This window comes from Pseudomonas sp. (assembly GCF_035497915.1).
In the GTDB taxonomy this organism is placed as follows: Bacteria; Pseudomonadota; Gammaproteobacteria; order Pseudomonadales; family Pseudomonadaceae; genus Serpens.
Map to the genome: position 1 here is coordinate 10,939 of NZ_DATJCS010000054.1, position 20,275 is coordinate 31,213.

The window sequence follows — 20,275 nt, forward strand, 5'->3', positions numbered from 1 at the left end:
CGTAATCCTCCGCAGCGAGTCCCTGCCTCAACGACTTCCGGTACTGCCGACACCGCGACTGACAGGCTAGCAGCCATGTTGCCGCAGCCACTCCCCTGCCCGCTCGCGTGCCAGATGATCGGCATGCAGAACTGCCCGGAGGTCTTCGACCGCCACGACCGGCTCGGCGTTCAATACGCTTTCTATAAGGTGCGCAATATCGGTGAACCGGATGCGCCGCTCGAGAAACGCGGCGACCGCCACTTCATTGGCCGCGTTCAGCATGGCCGGGGCGCTGCCGCCGACCTGGGCGGCCTCGCGGGCCAGACGCAGACAGGGGAAACGCTGCTCGTCGGGCGCCTGGAAGTCCAGTCGTGCGATCTTAAACAGGTCCAGCGGCGCCACGCCGGTGTCGATGCGCTCCGGCCAGGCCAGGGCATGGCCGATGGGCGTACGCATGTCCGGATTGCCCAGCTGGGCCAGCACGGAACCATCCACGTAATCGACCAGCGAATGGATCACGCTCTGCGGGTGAACCACCACTTCCACCTGCTCGGGGCGCGCATCGAACAGCCAGCAGGCCTCGATCAGCTCGAGACCCTTGTTCATCATGCTCGCCGAGTCCACCGAGATCTTGCGCCCCATCGACCAGTTGGGATGGGCGCAGGCCTGTTCGGGCGTGACATCGACCAGCGCGGCGGCGGGCATCTCACGGAACGGGCCGCCGGAGGCGGTGAGCAGGATGCGCCGCACGCCGACCGCGGACAGGCCGCGCGCGTAGTCGCCGGGCAGGCCCTGGAAAATGGCGTTGTGTTCGCTGTCGATGGGCAGCAGCACCGCGCCATGCTCGCGCACCGCCTGCATGAACAGGGCGCCGGACATCACCAGCGCTTCCTTGTTGGCCAGCAGCACGCGCTTGCTGGCCCGCACGGCAGCCAGCGTCGGACTCAGGCCGGCGGCGCCGACGATAGCGGCCATCACCGCATCCACCTCGGGGTGGCCGGCGACCTCGCACAGGCCTTCCTCACCGGCCAGCACGCGGGTCTCCAGCCCCGCCGCCTGCAGGCGCTCCTGAAGATGCCGCGCGGACGGCTCGTCAGCCACCACGGCAAAGCGTGGCTTGTGCTTCAGACACAGGGTTTCCAGCTCGACCAGACGCGAATGCCCGGTCAGCGCGAAGACGCGATAACGCTCGGGATGCCGCGCCACCACATCCAGGGTGCTGAGACCGATGGAGCCGGTGGCGCCCAGCACGGTGATCCATTGGAGTTTCACAGGGCTCCCCAGCCGGCGGCCCAGAGCAGCACGGCGAAAACCGGCACGGCGGCGGTCAGGCTGTCGATGCGATCCAGCACCCCGCCATGCCCGGGCAGCAGGTTGCTGCTGTCCTTCACGCCAGCCTGGCGCTTGAACATGCTTTCGGTCAGATCACCGACCACCGAGATCAGTACCACCACGGTGGCGCCCAGCAAGGCCAGCAACAGCTCAGCGGGCAGCCAGTCGCGATACAGGCCGACGCCCAGCGTCACCAGCAGGCTGGCCAGCAGCCCACCCACCAGTCCTTCCCAGCTCTTGCCGGGGCTGACCTTCGGCGCCAGCTTGCGCTTGCCGAACGCGCGGCCGGAAAAATAGGCGCCAATGTCCGCCACCCAGACCAGCACCATCACCGCCACGATCAGCCAATTGCCCAGCGGCCAGTGCTTGAGCAGCAACAGCCCCTGGAAGGCCGGCAGCAGGATCAGCAGGCCGATCAGCAGTCGCACCGGCTGGGCGCGCCAGGCGTCGGCGCTGGCCGGATAGCGCAGCACCGCCCAGATGGCGAACCCCCACCAGAGCACCCCCAGGGCAAGCACCGGCACGGCCAGCTGCGGAAAGCGGTACAGCCAGCCCAGCAGGATGACCACAACCAGCGCATAGGCCACGCGCAGCTTCTGGGTCTGCAGGCCAGCCAGACGCGCCCATTCCCAGGCGCCCAGGGTGATGACGGCGCCAATGAACAGGGCGAACCACTGTCCATCCAGCAGGAAGAAGCCCGCCAGCGCGACCGGCAGCAGGATCAGGGCGGTGATAATGCGTTGTTTCAACATCCGCGAGGGTCCCCAGCCACCTGGTCTCCGGTCTTGCCGAAACGGCGCTGCCGGGTGGCGAAATTGGCCAGCGCCTTGCGCATGGCCTCGTGTTTGAAATCCGGCCAGTAGAGGTCGGAGAAGTACAGCTCGCTGTAGGCCAGTTGCCAGAGCAGGAAGTTGCTGATGCGATGTTCGCCGCCGGTACGGATGCACAGGTCGGGCAGCGGCTGGCCGGCAGTGGACAGACAACCCTCCAGCATCGACGCATCAATCTGCTCGACTTGCAGCTGGCCGGCCTGCACCCGCTCGGCCAGCTGACGCGCGGCCTGGGTGATGTCCCACTGGCCGCCGTAGTTGGCGGCCACCTGCAGCAGGAAGCGGCCTTCGCTGGTCAGCGCCTCGGCCTCGGCCATGGCGGCCTGCAGTTCCGGGTGGAAGCGCGAACGGTCACCGATGATGCGCAGGCGAATGCCGTTCTGGCTGAGCTTGCGTGCCTCGCGACGCAGGGCGCCGAGAAACAGCTCCATCAGCGCACCGACCTCCTCGGCCGGACGCTGCCAGTTCTCGCTGGAGAAGGCGAACAGCGTCAGCACTTCCACGCCGGATTCGACGCACACCTCGATCACCGCGCGCACCGCGTCGACGCCGGCCTTGTGACCGGCGACGCCGGGCAGCAAGCGTTTCTTGGCCCAGCGATTGTTCCCATCCATGATGATCGCCACATGCCGCGGTACCGCCGGCAGGGCTTCCTGTTTCTGCTTGCTCATGCTGGTTCCCGCAGGCCTCAAACGGCCATCAGGTCGGTTTCCTTGGCTTCCAGAGCCTTTTCGACTTCGGCGACGAACTTGTCGGTGAGCTTCTGCACCTCGTCAGCGGCGCGACGTTCCTCGTCCTCGCTGATTTCCTTTTCCTTGACCAGGTCCTTGAGCTGGGCCAGCGCGTCGCGGCGGATGTTGCGGATCGCCACGCGGGCGTGTTCGGCCTCGCCGCGGGCCTGCTTGGTGAAGCCCTTGCGGGTTTCCTCGGTCAGCGCTGGCATCGGCACGCGGATGGTGGTGCCGGCGGTGGCCGGATTCAGGCCCAGGTCGGAGGTCATGATGGCCTTCTCGACGGCCTGGATCATGCCCTTGTCGAACACGGTCAGCGCCAGAGTACGGGAGTCCTCGACGGTGACGTTGGCGATCTGGCGCAGCGGGGTGTCGCTGCCGTAGTAGGACACCATGATGCCGTCCAGGATGCTGGGGTGGGCACGACCGGTACGGATCTTGGCGAACGCGGTCTTGAGAGACTCCACGCTCTTTTCCATGCGGGTCTGTGTGTCCTGCTTGATCTCGTTGATCATACGTTCGACTCCTCGATCAGGGTTCCTTCGGCGCCGCCCAGAACAATGTTCAGCAGGGCGCCAGGCTTGTTCATGTTGAAGACGCGCAGCGGCATCTTGTGGTCGCGGACCAGGCAGATGGCGGTCAGGTCCATGACTTCGAGCTTGCGATCCAGTACGCCATCATAGGTCAGGCGTTCGAACTTCTCGGCATTCGGATCCTTGAACGGATCGGCTGTGTAGACGCCGTCCACCTTGGTGGCCTTGAGCACCACGTCAGCGTCGATCTCGATGGCGCGCAGGCAGGCCGCCGAGTCGGTGGTGAAGAAGGGGTTGCCGGTGCCGGCGGAGAAGATCACCACTTCGCCACTCTTCAGGTGACGCATGGCCTTGCGGCGGTCGTAGTGGTCGGTGACGCCGACCATGGAAATGGCCGACATGACCAGCGCGGGAATGTTCGAGCGTTCCAGGGCGTCGCGCATGGCCAGCGAGTTCATTACGGTGGCCAGCATGCCCATGTGGTCGCCAGTGACGCGGTCCATGCCCGCCGCCGACAGCGCGGCGCCGCGGAACAGGTTGCCGCCGCCGATCACCAGGCCGACCTGGACGCCGATACCGACCAGCTGGCCGACCTCCAGCGCCATACGATCGAGCACCTTGGGGTCGATGCCGAATTCCTCGGACCCCATCAGGGCTTCGCCGCTGAGTTTGAGTAGGATGCGTTTATAGCGAGGTTGACCACTCACCTGCTGTGCCATTGCGTATCTCTCCTGCGGCGTTCTGCTGTTCTTGCGAGGTTCGGCCTCGCGAATGGGTTGCCCTCGGGCCACCCGTACCGGAGTTCTCCGGCGGTAACGGTTTCCTTTCCCCCTCTTTGACGAAAAGGCCGCACGCGCGAGCGGGCAGCCTCTTCGGGGGAACGACCGTCCGGCTTACTGCTTGGAAGCGGCAACCTGGGCGGCAACTTCGGCGGCGAAGTCGACTTCGGCCTTCTCGATGCCTTCACCCACTTCGTAACGGACGAAGGAGACGATCTCGGCACCGGCTTTCTTGGCCAGCGCGCCGACCTTGATTTCCGGGTCCTTGACGAAGGGCTGCTCGACCAGGCTGGCTTCGGCCAGGAACTTGCTGATGCGGCCCTTGACCATGTTCTCGACGATGTTTTCCGGCTTGCCGGCGATCTTGTCGGCGTTCAGCTGCAGGAAGATTTCCTTTTCCTTGGCGATCAGCTCGTCGGAGATGTCGGTCGGGTTCAGCACGGCCGGGTTGCTGGCGGCCACGTGCATGGCGATGTCGCGAGCCAGCTCGGCGTTGCCGCCCTTCAGGCAGACCAGCACACCGATGCGGTGACCGTGCAGGTAGGCACCCACCACGTCGCCTTCCACGCGGGTCAGACGGCGGATGTTGACGTTCTCGCCGCACTTGGCAACCAGGGCCTGGCGGGCTTCTTCACGGTCGGCGACCAGCGGAGCGACGTCGGTGTAACCGGCGGCGAAGGCCTTGTCCAGGCTCTCGGCGACGAAGCCCTTGAAGTCGGCCTGCAGGGCCAGGAAGTCGGTCTGGGAGTTCACTTCCATGATGACAGCGGTCTTGTTGTCATCGGAGACCTTGGCGGCGATGGCGCCTTCGGCGGCAATGTTGCCGGCCTTCTTGGCAGCCTTGATGGCGCCGGAAGCGCGCATGTCGTCGATGGCCTTCTCGATGTCGCCTTCGGCGGCAACCAGGGCCTTCTTGCACTCCATCATGCCTTGGCCGGTGCGCTCGCGCAGTTCTTTGACGAGGGCTGCAGTAATCTCTGCCATGTTCGAGATCCTCTGGAAAGGGGTTGATTCGGTTACTCGCCCGCCAAGCGGGCCAGTCGATTCGGGAGTGGCGAAAAAGGGGGCCTAGCCCCCTTTTTCGCTTGACGCATCACGCCGGAGCGGCGTTATCAGCCAGCGGCGGCTTCGGAGGCAGCTTCTTCGACGAATTCGTCGCCAGCGCCACCATTCTGCTTGCCACGCAGCACGGCGTCGGCCATCGAGCCCAGGTACAGCTGGACAGCGCGGATGGCGTCGTCGTTACCGGGGATGATGTAGTCCACGCCTTCCGGGCTGCTGTTGGTATCGACAACGCCGATGACCGGGATGCCCAGCTTGTTGGCTTCGCTGATGGCGATGCGCTCGTGGTCGACGTCGATCACGAACAGCGCGTCCGGCAGGCCGCCCATTTCCTTGATGCCGCCCAGGCTGCGCTCGAGCTTCTCGAGGTCACGGGTGCGCATCAGGGCTTCCTTCTTGGTCAGCTTCTCGAAGGTGCCGTCCTGGGACTGGCCTTCGAGCTCGCGCAGACGCTTGATGGAGGCGCGGATGGTCTTGTAGTTGGTGAGCATGCCGCCCAGCCAGCGGTGGTCGACATAGGGCATGCCGCAACGGGTGGCTTCTTCGGCGACGATCTTGCCGGCGGAGCGCTTGGTGCCCACGAACAGGATCTTGTTCTTGCCGACAGCCAGCTTTTCAACGAAGGTCAGCGCCTCGTTGAACATCGGCAGGGTCTTTTCCAGGTTGACGATGTGAATCTTGTTGCGCGCGCCGAAGATGTACTTGCCCATCTTCGGGTTCCAGTAACGGGTCTGGTGGCCGAAGTGCACACCGGCCTTCAGCATATCGCGCATGGTGACTTGGGACATGATCGTTCCTCTATAAGTCGGGTTAGGCCTCCACGCATCCCGATCTCCAACCCTTTCGGGCACCCAGGAAACCGTGTCGACGCGTGTGCGGATTTGATCGCCGGACGGGACCACCCCGTCGAGCGGCGCGTTTTATAGCATAACGGGGCGCCGGAAAGCTAGGACGACCACCGTCCGCTGACACATTTTCCCGGCCGGCACGGCCGCGCCATCCGCCCGGCGGCAATCGCTTTGGTTTATCATTCCGCTCCCTTGTATCGCAGAGCGCGCCGCCGAGCGCCGTAAGAGATCTCCATGACCGTGTCCATCAAGACCCCGGAAGAAATCGAGAAGATGCGCGTGGCCGGCCGCCTGGCCGCCGAAGTGCTGGAAATGATCGAGCCCCACGTCCAGGCCGGGGTCACCACCGAGGAGCTGGATCGCATCTGCCACGACTACATCGTCAACGTCCAGCAGGCCATCCCCGCCCCCCTCAACTACCACGGCTATCCGAAGTCGATCTGCACCTCGATCAACCACGTGGTGTGCCACGGCATCCCGAACGACAAGCCGCTGAAGAACGGCGACATCATCAATATCGACATCACCGTCATCAAGGACGGCTACCACGGCGACACCAGCAAGATGTTCCTGGTCGGCAGCGTGCCCGAATGGGCCGAACGCCTGTGCCGCATCACCCAGGAATGCCTGTATAAAGGCATCGAAATGGTGCGTCCCGGCACCCGCCTGGGCGATATCGGCGAAGTGATCCAGAAGCACGCCGAGAGTCATGGCTTCTCCATCGTGCGCGAATACTGCGGGCACGGTATTGGTGCGGTGTTCCACGAGGAGCCCCAGGTGCTGCACTACGGCAAGGCAGGCACCGGCATGGAACTCAAGGAAGGCATGACCTTCACCATCGAACCGATGCTCAACCAGGGGCGCCCGGAAACCCGCACCCTGGGCGATGGCTGGACCGCCATCACCAAGGATCGCAAGCTGTCCGCCCAGTGGGAGCACACCCTGCTGGTCACCGCGACCGGCTACGAGATCCTCACCCTGCGCAAGGATGACACCATCGCTCACCGCTCGGCCTGAATCCTGCTATAGCAGGCCGCCCTCCAGCAGCAAGGCCGTAGTCATGCGCACGATCGACACCGAATTGTTCGACCCTGGCCAGTTCCAGGCGGAACTGAGCCTCAAGGCCAGCCCCATCGCAGCCTTCAAGAAGGCCATCGGCCGGGCCCGCGAAGTGCTCGACCGGCGTTTCCTGGCCGGGCAGGACATCCGCCGACTGGTCCGTGACCGCGCCTGGTTCGTCGACCAGATCCTGCAGGCGGCCTGGCAACGCTTCGACTGGAGCACCGACGCGGACATCGCCCTGCTCGCCGTGGGCGGCTACGGCCGCGGCGAGCTGCATCCCTATTCGGACATCGACCTGCTGATCCTGCTGGACAATGCCGACCACGAGCTGTTTCGCGCGCCCATCGAAGGCTTCCTTACCCTGCTCTGGGATATCGGCCTGGACGTCGGCCAGAGCGTGCGCTCGGTGGCCGAGTGCGCCGAGGAGGCGCGCGCCGACCTGACGGTGATCACCAACCTGATGGAAAGCCGCACCATCGCCGGCCCGGAGCGGCTGCGCGAGCGCATGCAGGCGGTCACCAGTCCGCAGTGCATGTGGCCGAGCGAGGAGTTCTTTGTCGCCAAGCGCCGCGAGCAGCGCACCCGCCACGCCAAGTACAACGACACCGAGTACAACCTGGAGCCCAACGTGAAGGGCTCGCCGGGTGGTCTGCGCGACATCCAGACCATCCTGTGGATGGCCCGCCGGCACTTCGGCACCCTGAACATGCAGGCCATGGTGGCGCAGGGTTTCCTGCTGGAAAGCGAGCAGGCGATCCTCACCAGTGCCCAGGAGTTCCTCTGGAAGGTGCGCTACGCGCTGCACATGCTGGCCGGCCGCGCCGAGGACCGCCTGCTGTTCGATCATCAGCGGCGCATCGCCGGCCTGCTCGGCTACAGCAACAGCGACGCCAAGACCGCCGTCGAGCGCTTCATGCAGAAGTACTACCGGGTGGTCATGGGCGTAGCGGAACTCAACGACCTGATCAAGCAGCACTTCGAGGAAGTCATCCTCGCCCATGATGGCGACGAACCGCCGCAACCGGTCAACAACCGTTTCCAGATCCGCAACGGCTACCTGGAAGTGACCCACGACAAGGTCTTCGAGCGCACGCCGTTCGCCATCCTGGAAATCTTCGTGCTGCTGGCCCAGCACCCGGGCACCAAGGGCGTGCGCGCCGACACCATCCGCCAGCTGCGCGATCACCGCTACCTGATCGACGATGAGTTCCGCGCCGACATCCGCAACACCAGCCTGTTCATCGAGCTGTTCCGCAGCAGCCAGGGCATCCACCGCAACCTGCGGCGCATGAACCGCTACGGCATCCTCGGCCGCTACCTGCCGGAGTTCGGCCAGATCGTCGGACAGATGCAGCACGACCTGTTCCACATCTATACGGTCGACGCGCACACCCTCAACCTGATCAAGCACCTGCGCAAGTTCAAGTGGCCGGAGCTGGCGGAGAAGTTTCCGCTGGCCAGCCGGCTGATCGACCAGTTGCCCAAGCCGGAGCTGATCTACCTGGCCGGCCTCTACCACGACATCGGCAAGGGCCGTGGCGGCGACCACTCGGAACTCGGCGCGCAGTTCGCCGCAGCCTTCTGCGCGCGGCATCAGTTGCCGCCGTGGGACAGCCGACTGATCGTCTGGCTGGTCAGCAACCACCTGGCGATGTCCACCACCGCGCAGCGCAAGGACCTCTCCGACCCGCAGGTGATCAACGACTTTGCCCAGCTGGTCGGAGACAGCACGCGCCTGGACTACCTCTACGTGCTCACCGTGGCGGACATCAACGCCACCAACCCGACCCTGTGGAACTCCTGGCGGGCCAGCCTGCTGCGCCAGCTGTACGACGCCACCCTGCGCGCCCTGAATCGCGGGCTGGCCAACCCGCTGGATCGCGAGGAGCAGATCTGCCAGACGCAGAGCGCCGCGCTCGACCTGCTGGCCGCCGCCGGCATCGACCCGGACGCGGCGGAACAGCTGTGGAGCCAGCTGGGCGACGACTATTTCCTGCGCCACGGCGCCGACGACATCGCCTGGCATACCCAGGCGATTCTCGACCACCCACCGGGCGGCGAACCCCTGGTGCTGATCCGCCAGACCGCGCAGCGCGAGCGGGAAGGTGCCAGCCAGATCTTCATCTACGCCCCCGACCAGCACGATTTCTTCGCGGTGACCGTGGCCGCCATGGACCAGCTCAACCTGGACATCCATGACGCGCGCATCATCACCTCGACCAGCCAGTTCACCCTGGACACCTACATCGTGCTGGATGCCGACGACGGCCGGGTGATCGACACCCCCGAGCGCATCGAAGAGATCCGCCGCGGCCTGATCGACGCACTGAAGAGTCCCAATGACTACCCGGCGATCATCCAGCGCCGCGTGCCGCGCCAGCTCAAGCACTTCGCCTTCGCGCCGCAGGTGACCATCCACAACGACGCGCAGCGCGCGGTCACCGTGCTGGAACTGATCGCCCCGGACCGCCCCGGCCTGCTGGCGCGCATCGGCAAGATCTTCCTGGATTTCGACCTGTCGCTGCAGAACGCCAAGATCACCACGCTCGGCGAGCGGGTCGAGGACGTGTTCTTCCTCACCGACGCCCACAACCAGCCCCTCTCCGACCCCGAGCTGTGCGCGCGCCTGCAACAGGCCATCGTCGAACAGCTTGCGGTGGAAGGCAGCCCCGCCATCGACATGAACCACCTCAGCATCTGACCACACCCATGAATCCAGCCCTGTCCCTGCTGCACCCCTACCCCTTCGAGAAACTGCGCGCGCTGATGGCCGGCGCGCAGCCACCGGCCGACCGGGCGCACATCGCCCTGTCCATCGGCGAACCCAAGCACGCCGCGCCGACCTTTGTCGCCGAGACCCTGGCCGCGCACATTGACCAGCTGTCGGTGTATCCGGCCACCCTGGGCTCGCCCGCCCTGCGCGAAGCCATCGTCGCCTGGTGCCAGCGGCGCTTCGGCGTACCGGACGGCTGGCTGGACGCCGCCCGCCACGCACTGCCGGTCAGCGGCACCCGCGAGGCGCTGTTCTCCTTCGTGCAGGCGGTGTTCAACCGCGAACAGGGCGGCCTGGTGGTCAGTCCCAACCCGTTCTATCAGATCTACGAAGGCGCGGCCCTGCTGGCCGGCGCCACGCCCCACTACCTGCCGTGCCTGGCCGACAACGGCTTCGCGCCGGATTACGACGCGGTACCGGCCGAGGTCTGGCAGCGCACGCAGATCCTGTTCATCTGCTCGCCGGGCAACCCCACCGGCGCGCTGCTGCCGCTAGCGACGCTGAAGAAGCTGATCGCCCTGGCGGACGAGCACGACTTCGTGATCGCCGCCGACGAGTGCTACAGCGAACTGTACTTCGACGAGGACAACCCGCCGCCCGGCCTGCTCAGCGCCTGCGTCGAGCTGGGCCGCAGCGACTTCAAACGCTGCGTGGTGTTCCACAGCCTGTCCAAGCGCTCCAACCTGCCAGGCCTGCGCTCCGGCTTCGTGGCCGGCGACGCCGAGATCCTCAAGGGCTACCTGCTCTACCGCACCTACCACGGCTGCGCGCTGCCCGGCCATGTGCAACGGGCTAGCGAGGCGGCCTGGAAGGACGAGGCGCATGTGCGCGCCAACCGCGAGCTGTACCGACAGAAGTTCGATGCAGTGCTGGACATCCTCGCGCCGGCGCTCGACGTGCAGCGCCCGGATGGCAGCTTCTACCTGTGGGCGAAAACCCCGGGCGACGATGCCAGCTTCGCCCGCGACCTGTTCGCCCGCGAGCACGTCACCGTGCTGCCCGGCTCGTTCCTGTCCCGCGAAGTGGACGGCGTCAACCCCGGTGCGGGCCGCGTGCGCATGGCGCTGGTGGCCTCGCTGGAGGAATGCGTCGAGGCCGCCGAGCGAATTCGCCGCTTCCTGTCCGCGTAGGGCGGGCGCCCGGCCGCCCAAGCAGGTAGGGCGGCCAAGGCAGAGCGTTGACCACCCTGCGCCCATGCGGATGCGCACCGCCCGAGTTGTTCCACGACGCGTAAACAACGGACGGCGGAGCGTGGCATAATTCGCTGCCTCGGACGCCACGACGCGCCATCAGGATAAGTAAATCAATGACTTACACCCTCTTCGGCATCAAGGCCTGTGACACCATGAAGAAGGCCCGCACCTGGCTCGACGAACAGGGCATCCCCTACGCCTTTCATGATTACAAGACCGCCGGCATCGATCGCGCGCACCTGCAGCGCTGGTGCGCCGAACATGGCTGGCAGACCGTGCTGAACCGCGCCGGCACCACCTTTCGCAAGCTCGACGACAGCCAGAAGGCCGACCTGGACGAAGCCAGGGCCATCGAGCTGATGCTGGCCCAACCCTCGATGATCAAGCGCCCGGTGCTCGAGCTCGGTGATCGCACGCTGGTCGGCTTCAAACCCGAGCTCTACAACGCCGCATTGACCTGACCCATTCCGATCTGAAGACCATAAGGAAAACCGCCCATGACCACCTCCCTGTTCAGCCTGGCCTTCGGGGTCGGAACCCAGAATCGTCAGGGCGCCTGGCTGGAAATCTTCTACCCCCAGCCGCTGCTCAAGCCGTCCGCCGAGCTGCTGGCCGCCGTGCTGCCGCTGCTGGACTACGCCGGCGGCAACCAGGCCATTGCCATCAACAAGGACAAGGCCGCTGATCTTTCCGTCGCCCTGAAAGGCATCGATGCCGCCCAGTCCGCCCTGCTGGTGCGCCTGGCCGAAAGCCAGAAGCCGCTGGTGGTCACCCTGCTGGCGGACGACGCCGCGCTGACCTCCACCCCCGAGGCGTACCTGAAGCTGCACTTGCTGTCGCACCGCCTGGTCAAGCCGCACGGCCTGAACCTCACCGGCATCTTCCCGCTGCTGCCCAACGTGGCCTGGACCAGCGAAGGCGCCATCGACCTCGCCGAGCTGGCCGAATGCCAGCTCGAAGCGCGCCTCAAGGGCCGCCTGCTGGAAGTCTTCTCGGTGGACAAGTTCCCGAAGATGACCGACTACGTGGTGCCGAGCGGCGTGCGCATCGCCGACAGCGCGCGCATCCGCCTGGGCGCCCACATCGGTGAAGGCACCACGGTGATGCACGAAGGCTTCGTCAACTTCAACGCCGGCACCGCCGGCCCGGGCATGGTCGAAGGGCGCATTTCCGCCGGCGTGTTCGTCGGCAAGGGCTCCGACCTGGGCGGCGGCTGCTCCACCATGGGCACCCTGTCCGGTGGCGGCAACATCGTCATCAGCGTCGGCGAAGGCTGCCTGATCGGCGCCAACGCCGGCATCGGCATCCCGCTGGGCGACCGCAACACCGTGGAGTCCGGCCTGTACATCACCGCCGGCACCAAGGTGGCGCTGCTCGACGACCAGAACGCACTGGTCAAGGTGGTCAAGGCACGCGAGCTGGCCGGCCAGCCGGACCTGCTGTTCCGCCGCAATTCCCAGACTGGCGCGGTCGAATGCAAGACCAACAAGAGTGCCATCGAGCTCAACGAAGCGCTGCACGCGCACAACTGACCGTCACGCCAGGCCGCGAGCGCAACGCGGCTCGCGGCCCGAGGTGGTTCGTATGGTTCTGCATTCCCCCTGGCGCGCCGATTTTCCGGCCCTGTCGCTGTTCGAAGCCCAGGGCCAGATCTATCTGGACAGCGCCGCCACCGCGCAGAAGCCGCAGGCGCTGATCGACGCGCTGACCGGCTACTACACCAGCGGCGTGGCCAATGTGCATCGCGCCCAGCACCCGCCGGCCGAGCGGGTCACCCGCCTGTACGAAGCCGCCCGGCAACGGGTGGCGCACTGGCTGAACGCGGCCAGCCCCAGCCAGATCGTCTTCACGCGCGGCACCACCGAGGCGCTCAACCTGCTGGCCTACGGCCTGGAGCCGCTGATTTCCCTGGGCGATGAAATCGTCATCAGCGCCCTGGAGCACCACGCCAACCTGCTGCCCTGGCAGCAACTGGCGCAGCGCTGCCAGGCCCGGCTGGTGATCCTGCCACTGGATGCCCGGGGCGAGATCGAACTGGACGCCGCCGCCCGCCTGATCGGCCCGCGCACGCGCATCCTGGCGGTCAGCCAGCTATCCAACGTGCTGGGCCGCTGGCAACCCGTGGACGCGCTGGTGCGCCTGGCCCGCGCCCAGGGCGCGATCACCGTGGTCGACGGCGCCCAGGCCAGCGTGCACGGCCGCCACGACTTGCAGGCGCTGGGCTGCGACTTCTATGCCTTCTCCGCCCACAAGCTCTACGGACCGGACGGTGTCGGCGTGCTCTACGGGCGCGCCGATTGCCTGAATCAACTGCGTCACTGGCAGTTCGGCGGCGAGATGGTGCGCCGGGCGGACTTCCACAGCGCCGACTTCCATGCCGCGCCCATGGGCCTGGAAGCCGGCACGCCCCCGATCGCCGGGGTCATCGGCCTCGGCGCCACGCTGGATTACCTGTCCGGCCTGAACGCCCAGGCGGTGCGCGAGCATGAGCAGGCGCTGCTGGAACAGCTGGTAGCCGGCCTGTCGGTGCGCGAGGGCGTGCGCCTGCTCGGCGAACCCCAGGCGGCGCTGGCCAGCTTCGTGGTGGACGACGTGCACCACTCCGATCTGGCCCAGCTGCTCGGCGAACAGGGCATCGCCGTGCGTGGCGGCAACCACTGCGCCATGCCGCTGATGCAACGCCTCGGCGTGCCGGGCGCGATCCGCGTGTCGCTGGGGCTGTACAACGATGGCGAGGACCTGAGCCGGTTCTTCACCGCCCTGGATCAGGCGCTGGAGATCCTGCGATGAGCCTGTCGCCCGCCGCCCGGGAGGCGCTGGACGCCTTCGCCGCCTGTCCCGGCTGGGAACAGCGCGCCCGCCTGCTGATGCAGTGGGGCGAACGCCTGGCGCCACTCGACGACGCGCTGCGCGTGCCAGCCCATCAGGTGCAGGGCTGCGAAAGCAATGTCTGGCTGCTGGCCGAACGGCACGCGGATCGCTGGCGTTTCACGGCGTACAGCGACGCGCGGCTGCTGCGCGGTCTGCTGGCGGTGTTGCTGGCGCGAGTCGATGGTCTCAGCGGCGCGGAGCTAGCACAGCTCGACGTAGCAGATTGGTTTGGCCAGCTGGGCCTGTCCAGGCACCTGTCGCCATCACGCAGCAACGGCATGAACGCCGTGTTGCAGCGGATGCGGGAGCTGGTGTCCCCGTAGGGCGGCCACCGTTGTCCTTGGCCGCCGCGCTACCTGCACATGGCGGCCAGAAATGCGCTGACCGCCCGACAAGAGGTGACGACAGGACTGTGGGGCCGGGTTTATCCCGGCCAAAGGCCGGCATCCGCCGGCCCAGGGATGCCACACCCCCGTCGGCCGGCATAAAGCCGGCCCCACAAGGTGTTCCCCTTACCCACGCTCCGCCGGCCGGCGTGCGCCGGCCACCAGCTTCTCCACCGCCTTGGCGGCGGCGGCCATGCCGAAGCTGGCGGTGACCATCATCACCGCGCCGAAGCCGCCGGCGCAGTCCAGCTTCACGCCTTCGCCCACGAAGCTCTTGCTCTGGCATACCCCGCCGTCCGGCTTGGGATAGCGCAGCTGTTCGCTGGAGAACACGCAGGGCACGCTGTAGGTGCGGCCCGCAGTGCGCGAAAAACCGTAGTCGCGACGCAGCAGCGAACGCACCTTGGCGGCCAGCGGGTCGTTGAAGGTCTTGTTCAGGTCGGCGATCTGGATCTGCGTCGGATCAACCTGCCCACCCGCCCCGCCGGTGGTGACGATGCCGATCTTGCGCCGCTTGCACCAGGCGATCAGCGCGGTCTTGGCCGGCACGCTGTCGATGCAGTCGATGACAAAATCCAGCTGCTCGGTGACGTACTCGGCCATCGTCTCGCGGGTAACGAAGTCGGCCACGGCATGCACCTGGCAGGCCGGATTGATGGCGCGGATGCGCGCGGCCATCACCTCGACCTTGGGCTTACCGACGGTGCCGTCCAGCGCGTGCAACTGGCGGTTGGTGTTGGTGACGCAGACATCGTCCAGGTCGAACAGCGAGATCTCGCCCACGCCGCTGCGCGCCAGGGCCTCGGCCGCCCAGGAACCGACCCCGCCGATGCCCACCACCGCCACATGCGCCGCCCGTAGGCGGTCCAGGCCGTCACGGCCATACAGGCGGGCGATGCCGCCGAAACGCTGATCTTCGCTACTCATTGCCGTACCTCACGAACGGGCCGGCATTATCCGCGCCTTCGGCGGAGTAATGAAGTGCGCCCACTGCGCGAAAGCTGTGGGGCCGGCTTTACGCCGGCCGGCGGAGTGTCCGTCTGGCTCCGTGTGCATGGCATACCCAGTCGGCCGGGATGAACCCGGCCCCACACAAGGAACCTGACCTCGCAGCGGGTCCCGTGGACAACGAACTTACGCCGTGCCCCAACAGCCCAATGCTCATCCGCACCCGGCCACGGAGGCCCACGCATGACCGTTCCCGCCAGACCGCTGCTGACCCTGGTCATCGTGATCGCCATCGCCGCGTTGTCCATCGGCGCCTGGGCGCTGGTCAACCGTCCCATGGCCGCGCCCAACTGGCCCGAGCAGGTGGGCGGCTATTCCTTTTCGCCGTTCCGCCCCGGCCAGGACCCGCGCGACAACCGCTACCCCAGCGACGAGGACATCCGTGGCGACCTGCAACTGGTCAGCATCCAGACCAACAACATCCGCACCTATTCCGTGGAAGGCAGCCAGGCTGACATTCCGCGCCTGGCCGAGGAGTTCGGCCTGCGCGTGACGCTCGGGGTGTGGATCAGTCCGGATATCGAGCGCAACGAACGGGAGATCGCCCGGGCCATCGAGCTGGCCAACCAGTCGCGCAGCGTGGTGCGCGTACTGGTCGGCAACGAAGCTTTGTACCGGGGCGAAATCGAGCCCGAGGCGCTGATCGCCTACATCCGCCGCGTGCGCGAGGCGGTCAAGGTGCCGGTCTCCACCTCCGAGCAGTGGCACATCTGGCAAGAATTCCCGGAACTGGCCCGCGAGGTGGACCTGATCGCCGCGCACATCCTGCCCTACTGGGAGTTCATCCCGCGCCAGAACGCCACCGCCTTCCTGCTGGCGCGCGTGCAGGACCTGAAAAAACAGTTTCCCGGCAAGCCGCTGCTGCTCTCCGAAGTGGGTTGGCCGAGCAATGGTCGCGCGCGCGGCCCGGCGGAGGCCAGCCCGGCGGATCAGGCCATCTACCTGCGTACCCTGGTCAACGCCCTGAATGTGCGCGGCTACAACTACTTCATCATCGAAGCCTTCGATCAGCCGTGGAAGATGGATGACGAAGGTTCGGTGGGCGCCTACTGGGGCGTGTGGAATCTGGAGCGCCAGCCCAAGTTCGCCTTCAGCGGCCCGGTGATCGCCATCCCGCAGTGGCGGCTGCTGGCCATCGGCTCGGCTGTGCTCGCCGTGCTGGCGCTGATCCTGCTGCTCATTGACGGCAGCAACCTGCGCACCCATGGCCGGGCGTTCCTCGCCGTGGTGGCCTTTGCCTTCGGTTCGCTGCTGGTATGGATGGCCTACGACTACAGCCTGCAATACGCCACCTGGTTCACCCTGGCGGTGGGCGCGCTGCTCGGCGTGGGCGCCCTGGGCGTGTTCATCGTGCTGCTCACCGAGGCCCACGAGCTGGCCGAAACCGTCTGGCTGAGCCGCCGCCGGCGCCCCTTCCCGCCGGTGACCCGGGATGATGCCTACCGGCCGAAGGTGTCCGTGCACGTGCCCTGCTACAACGAGCCGCCTGACATGCTCAAGCGCACCCTGGATGCGCTGTCCCGCCTCGACTATCCGGATTTCGAGGTACTGGTGATCGACAACAACACCCGGGATCCCGCCGTGTGGCAGCCGGTGCAGGCCCACTGCGAGCGGCTCGGCCCGCGCTTTCGCTTCTTCCATGTGGCGCCGCTGGAGGGCTTCAAGGGCGGCGCGCTGAACTGGGTGCTGCCGCACACCGCACCGGATGCCGAGGTGATCGCGGTGATCGATGCCGACTACTGCGTGTCGCCGAACTGGCTGCGGCACATGGTGCCGCACTTCGCCGACCCGAAGATCGCCGTGGTGCAGTCGCCACAGGATTTTCGCGACGGCGAGGAAAGCGCCTTCAAGCGCCTGTGCTACGCGGAGTACAAGGGCTTCTTCCATATCGGCATGGTGACCCGCAACGAGCGCGACGCCATCATCCAGCACGGCACCATGACCATGACGCGGCGCAGCGTACTCGACGAGCTGGGCTGGGCCGACTGGTGCATCACCGAGGATGCCGAGCTGGGCCTGCGCGTCTTCGAGCAGGGCTGGTCGGCCGGCTATTCCGAACAGAGCTTCGGCCGGGGGCTGATGCCGGACACCTTCAGCGACTTCAAGAAGCAGCGCTTCCGCTGGGCCTATGGCGCCATCCAGATCATGAAGCACCACGCCCGCTGCCTGCTGCTCGGCAAGGACTGCCAGCTGACGCCCGGCCAGCGCTACCACTTCCTCGCCGGCTGGCTGCCATGGATCGCCGACGGGCTGAACATCTTCTTCACCGTGGGCGCGCTGCTGTGGTCGGCGGCGATGATCATCGTGCCGCAGCGCGTCGATCCGCCGCTGCTGATCTTCGCCCTGCCGCCCCTGGCGCTGTTCGTCTTCAAGGTGGGCAAGATGCTCTACCTGTACCGCCGCGCCGTCGGCGTGGGCCTCATCGATGCGCTGTACGCGGCGGTGGCCGGGCTGGCGCTGTCCTACACCATCGCCAAGGCGGTGCTGTTCGGCTTCGTCACCCGCAGCATTCCCTTCTTCCGCACCCCCAAGCTGGCCAGCCGCTCCGGCCTGTTCAAGGCGCTGGCCGAGGCGCGCGAGGAGGTGTTCGTCATGCTGCTGCTGTGGGGCGCGGCGGCGGGCCTGCTGCTCACCGAGGACAACCCGGGCGGCGACCTGTACTTCTGGGTGCTGGTGCTGCTGGTGCAGTCGCTGCCCTACCTGGCGGCGCTGATCATGGCCCTGCTCTCCTCGCTGCCGGCCCGCGAGCGGGCGGAAACACTGGCCACCGAGGGCTGACGGCAACGCGGAGCTTTCCTTTAAGATACGCGCCCCGACTTTCCGACCCGCCGTGGAGCCCTCATGCGCACCCTGTCCCCTACCCTGGAGCTCGCCTGCGAGCTGATTCGCCGTCCCTCGGTCACGCCGCTGGACGAAGGCTGCCAGGAACTGATGATGCGACGCCTGGCGGCCTGTGGCTTCAGCGTGGAACCGATGCGTATCGCCGAGGTGGACAACTTCTGGGCGCGGCGCGGCGGCGAAGGCCCGGTGCTGTGCTTCGCCGGCCACACCGATGTGGTGCCCACCGGCCCGGAAGCCAAATGGCAGCTCAGCCCGTTCGAGGCGCAGATCGACGCCGACGGCATGCTGCGCGGCCGGGGCGCGGCCGATATGAAAGGCAGCCTGGCGTCGATGATCATCGCCGTCGAGCGCTTCGTGGCCGACCATCCGAACCACACCGGCGCCATCAGTTTCCTGATCACCAGCGACGAGGAAGGCCCGGCCGAGCATGGCACCAAGGCCGTGGTGGAGCGCCTGCGCGCGCGTGGCGAGCGCCTGGACTGGTGCATTGTCGGCGAGCCCTCGAGCACCGAGCGCCTCGGTGACGTGGTGAAGAACGGCCGGCGCGGCTCGCTGGGCGCCGTGCTGACGGTGCGCGGCAAGCAGGGCCACGTGGCCTATCCGCACCTGGCGAAGAATCCGATCCATCTGGCCGCCCCGGCGCTGGCCGAGCTGGCCGCCGAGCACTGGGACGACGGCAACGCCTTCTTCCCGCCGACCAGCTTCCAGATCTCCAACATCAACGGCGGCACCGGCGCCACCAACGTGATTCCCGGCGAGCTGCAGGTGGTGTTCAACTTCCGCTTCAGCACCGAATCCACCGAGGAGGGCCTCAAGCAGCGCGTGGCGGCGATCCTCGACCGGCACGGTCTGGACTGGAGCATCGACTGGTCGTTGTCCGGCCTGCCGTTCCTCACCCAGCCGGGCGAACTGCTGGACGCGGTGGCGGCGAGCATCCGTGACATCACCGGCCACGACACCACCCCGTCCACCAGCGGCGGCACCTCGGACGGGCGCTTCATCGCCACCCTGGGCACCCAGGTGGTCGAGCTGGGGCCGGTCAACGCCACCATCCACCAGGTGGACGAGCGCGTGCTGGCCAGCGATCTGGATCTGCTCACCGAGGTCTACTACCAGACCCTGGTGAAACTGCTGGCGGTCTGACCATGCTGACCTGTCCGCTCTGCCAGGGCGCGCTGCACAGCGTCGACAACGGCGTGGCCTGCCCGGCCGGCCACCGTTTCGACCGTGCCCGCCAGGGCTACCTGAACCTGCTGCCAGTGCAGCACAAGAACAGCCGCGACCCGGGCGACAACCAGGCCATGGTCGAGGCACGCCGACGCTTCCTGGACGGCGGCCACTACGCGCCGCTGGCCCGGCGCCTGGCGGAACTGGCGGCCGGCTACGCGCCGCGCCGCTGGTTGGATATCGGCTGCGGCGAGGGCTACTACACCGGGCAGATTGCGGAAAAACTGCCCGAGGCCGACGGCTACGCGCTGGACATCTCCCGCGAGGCGGTCAAGCGTGCCTGCCGGCGCGCGCCGCAATTGACCTGGATGGTCGCCAGCATGGCCCGCGTGCCACTGGCCGATGCCAGCTGCGATCTGCTGGCCAGCGTGTTCAGTCCGCTGGACTGGCTGGAAGCCCGGCGCCTGCTGGCACCCGGCGGCGGCCTGCTGCGCATGGGGCCGACCCAGGAGCACCTGCTGGAGCTGCGCGCGCGCCTGTACGACGAGGTGCGGCCCTACGACGACGCCAAGCACCTGACGCAGATTCCGGACGGCATGGCCCTGGCGCACAGCGAAACCCTGACCTATGCGTTGCACCTGGAGCACGCCCAGGACCGCGCCGACCTGCTGGCCATGACGCCCCACGGCTGGCGCGCCACCGCCGAACGCCGCGCCGCCGTGGTGGATGCGCCGCTGGAGGTGACGGTGTCGATTCGCTATGACTGGATCACAAGGGTGTAAAGCAACATCCGAAACCTGTAGGAGCGGCTTCAGCCGCGATAGCCTGCTCGCCCCCATCGCGGTTGAAGCCGCTCCTACAGTTCCGGGTCAGTCCG

18 protein-coding genes are annotated in these 20,275 nt (G+C 66.8%); 10 read left to right on the forward strand and 8 right to left on the reverse strand.

Annotation, left to right across the window (positions count from 1 at the left end):
• Positions 1 to 66: 66 nt before the first annotated feature.
• The 7 genes from ispC to rpsB form a co-directional block, all read right to left on the reverse strand.
• Complete coding sequence (gene ispC / locus VL129_RS16580; RefSeq protein ID WP_325414678.1) at positions 67 to 1,254, reverse strand: 1-deoxy-D-xylulose-5-phosphate reductoisomerase; 1,188 nt, start codon at positions 1,252 to 1,254, stop codon at positions 67 to 69.
• Positions 1,251 to 2,066 carry a phosphatidate cytidylyltransferase gene (locus VL129_RS16585; RefSeq protein ID WP_325414680.1) on the reverse strand — a complete coding sequence of 272 codons (816 nt, stop codon included), beginning with the start codon at positions 2,064 to 2,066 and terminating at the stop codon, positions 1,251 to 1,253. Before VL129_RS16585 ends, ispC begins: the two co-directional genes overlap by 4 nt.
• Positions 2,060 to 2,815: a polyprenyl diphosphate synthase gene (gene uppS / locus VL129_RS16590; protein WP_325414682.1), complete on the reverse strand. Its 756-nt coding sequence runs from the start codon at positions 2,813 to 2,815 to the stop codon at positions 2,060 to 2,062. Before uppS ends, VL129_RS16585 begins: the two co-directional genes overlap by 7 nt.
• 17 nt (positions 2,816 to 2,832) lie before the next feature.
• Positions 2,833 to 3,390: a ribosome recycling factor gene (frr, locus tag VL129_RS16595; RefSeq protein WP_325414684.1), complete on the reverse strand. Its 558-nt coding sequence runs from the start codon at positions 3,388 to 3,390 to the stop codon at positions 2,833 to 2,835.
• The gene (pyrH, locus tag VL129_RS16600; RefSeq protein ID WP_325414686.1) at positions 3,387 to 4,127 is read right to left on the reverse strand and encodes a UMP kinase; all 741 of its coding nucleotides are present in this window, start codon (positions 4,125 to 4,127) and stop codon (positions 3,387 to 3,389) included. Before pyrH ends, frr begins: the two co-directional genes overlap by 4 nt.
• Before the next feature lie 174 nt (positions 4,128 to 4,301).
• A complete protein-coding gene (gene tsf, locus VL129_RS16605) occupies positions 4,302 to 5,171 on the reverse strand; it encodes a translation elongation factor Ts (protein ID WP_325414688.1) in 870 nt (289 codons plus the stop codon).
• Positions 5,172 to 5,299: 128 nt separating this feature from the next.
• The gene (gene rpsB / locus VL129_RS16610) at positions 5,300 to 6,037 is read right to left on the reverse strand and encodes a 30S ribosomal protein S2 (RefSeq protein ID WP_325414690.1); all 738 of its coding nucleotides are present in this window, start codon (positions 6,035 to 6,037) and stop codon (positions 5,300 to 5,302) included.
• A gap of 294 nt (positions 6,038 to 6,331) precedes the next feature.
• Between rpsB and map the strand changes: the two genes are divergently transcribed.
• The 7 genes from map to VL129_RS16645 all read left to right on the forward strand — a co-directional run bounded on the left by map (position 6,332) and on the right by VL129_RS16645 (position 14,319).
• Entirely contained in the window at positions 6,332 to 7,114 is a 783-nt protein-coding gene (gene map / locus VL129_RS16615) for a type I methionyl aminopeptidase (protein ID WP_325414691.1), read from the forward strand.
• A 43-nt stretch (positions 7,115 to 7,157) separates the two neighbouring features.
• Positions 7,158 to 9,860 carry a [protein-PII] uridylyltransferase gene (locus tag VL129_RS16620; protein WP_325414693.1) on the forward strand — a complete coding sequence of 901 codons (2,703 nt, stop codon included), beginning with the start codon at positions 7,158 to 7,160 and terminating at the stop codon, positions 9,858 to 9,860.
• Between the two features lie 8 nt (positions 9,861 to 9,868).
• The gene (dapC, locus tag VL129_RS16625) at positions 9,869 to 11,062 is read left to right on the forward strand and encodes a succinyldiaminopimelate transaminase (protein WP_325414695.1); all 1,194 of its coding nucleotides are present in this window, start codon (positions 9,869 to 9,871) and stop codon (positions 11,060 to 11,062) included.
• Between the two features lie 176 nt (positions 11,063 to 11,238).
• Positions 11,239 to 11,586, forward strand: a complete 348-nt coding sequence (locus tag VL129_RS16630) for an ArsC family reductase (protein WP_325414696.1) — start codon at positions 11,239 to 11,241, stop codon at positions 11,584 to 11,586.
• 36 nt (positions 11,587 to 11,622) lie between these two features.
• Complete coding sequence (gene dapD / locus VL129_RS16635; RefSeq protein ID WP_325414698.1) at positions 11,623 to 12,657, forward strand: 2,3,4,5-tetrahydropyridine-2,6-dicarboxylate N-succinyltransferase; 1,035 nt, start codon at positions 11,623 to 11,625, stop codon at positions 12,655 to 12,657.
• A 52-nt stretch (positions 12,658 to 12,709) separates the two neighbouring features.
• Positions 12,710 to 13,915 carry an aminotransferase class V-fold PLP-dependent enzyme gene (locus VL129_RS16640; protein WP_325414700.1) on the forward strand — a complete coding sequence of 402 codons (1,206 nt, stop codon included), beginning with the start codon at positions 12,710 to 12,712 and terminating at the stop codon, positions 13,913 to 13,915.
• Entirely contained in the window at positions 13,912 to 14,319 is a 408-nt protein-coding gene (locus VL129_RS16645) for a SufE family protein (protein WP_325414702.1), read from the forward strand. Before VL129_RS16640 ends, VL129_RS16645 begins: the two co-directional genes overlap by 4 nt.
• Positions 14,320 to 14,508: 189 nt before the next feature.
• Here VL129_RS16645 and tcdA read toward each other — a convergent pair whose 3' ends face one another.
• Positions 14,509 to 15,309, reverse strand: a complete 801-nt coding sequence (tcdA, locus tag VL129_RS16650) for a tRNA cyclic N6-threonylcarbamoyladenosine(37) synthase TcdA (RefSeq protein ID WP_325414704.1) — start codon at positions 15,307 to 15,309, stop codon at positions 14,509 to 14,511.
• A 264-nt stretch (positions 15,310 to 15,573) separates the two neighbouring features.
• Here tcdA and VL129_RS16655 point away from each other — a divergent pair, with 264 nt between their 5' ends.
• From VL129_RS16655 to VL129_RS16665, 3 genes are all read left to right on the forward strand, one after another.
• Positions 15,574 to 18,168 carry a glycosyltransferase gene (locus VL129_RS16655; RefSeq protein ID WP_325414706.1) on the forward strand — a complete coding sequence of 865 codons (2,595 nt, stop codon included), beginning with the start codon at positions 15,574 to 15,576 and terminating at the stop codon, positions 18,166 to 18,168.
• 63 nt (positions 18,169 to 18,231) lie between these two features.
• Complete coding sequence (gene dapE / locus VL129_RS16660) at positions 18,232 to 19,374, forward strand: succinyl-diaminopimelate desuccinylase (RefSeq protein ID WP_325414708.1); 1,143 nt, start codon at positions 18,232 to 18,234, stop codon at positions 19,372 to 19,374.
• 2 nt (positions 19,375 to 19,376) lie between these two features.
• The gene (locus VL129_RS16665) at positions 19,377 to 20,180 is read left to right on the forward strand and encodes a putative RNA methyltransferase (protein WP_325414710.1); all 804 of its coding nucleotides are present in this window, start codon (positions 19,377 to 19,379) and stop codon (positions 20,178 to 20,180) included.
• The last annotated feature ends 95 nt before the right edge of the window (positions 20,181 to 20,275 follow it).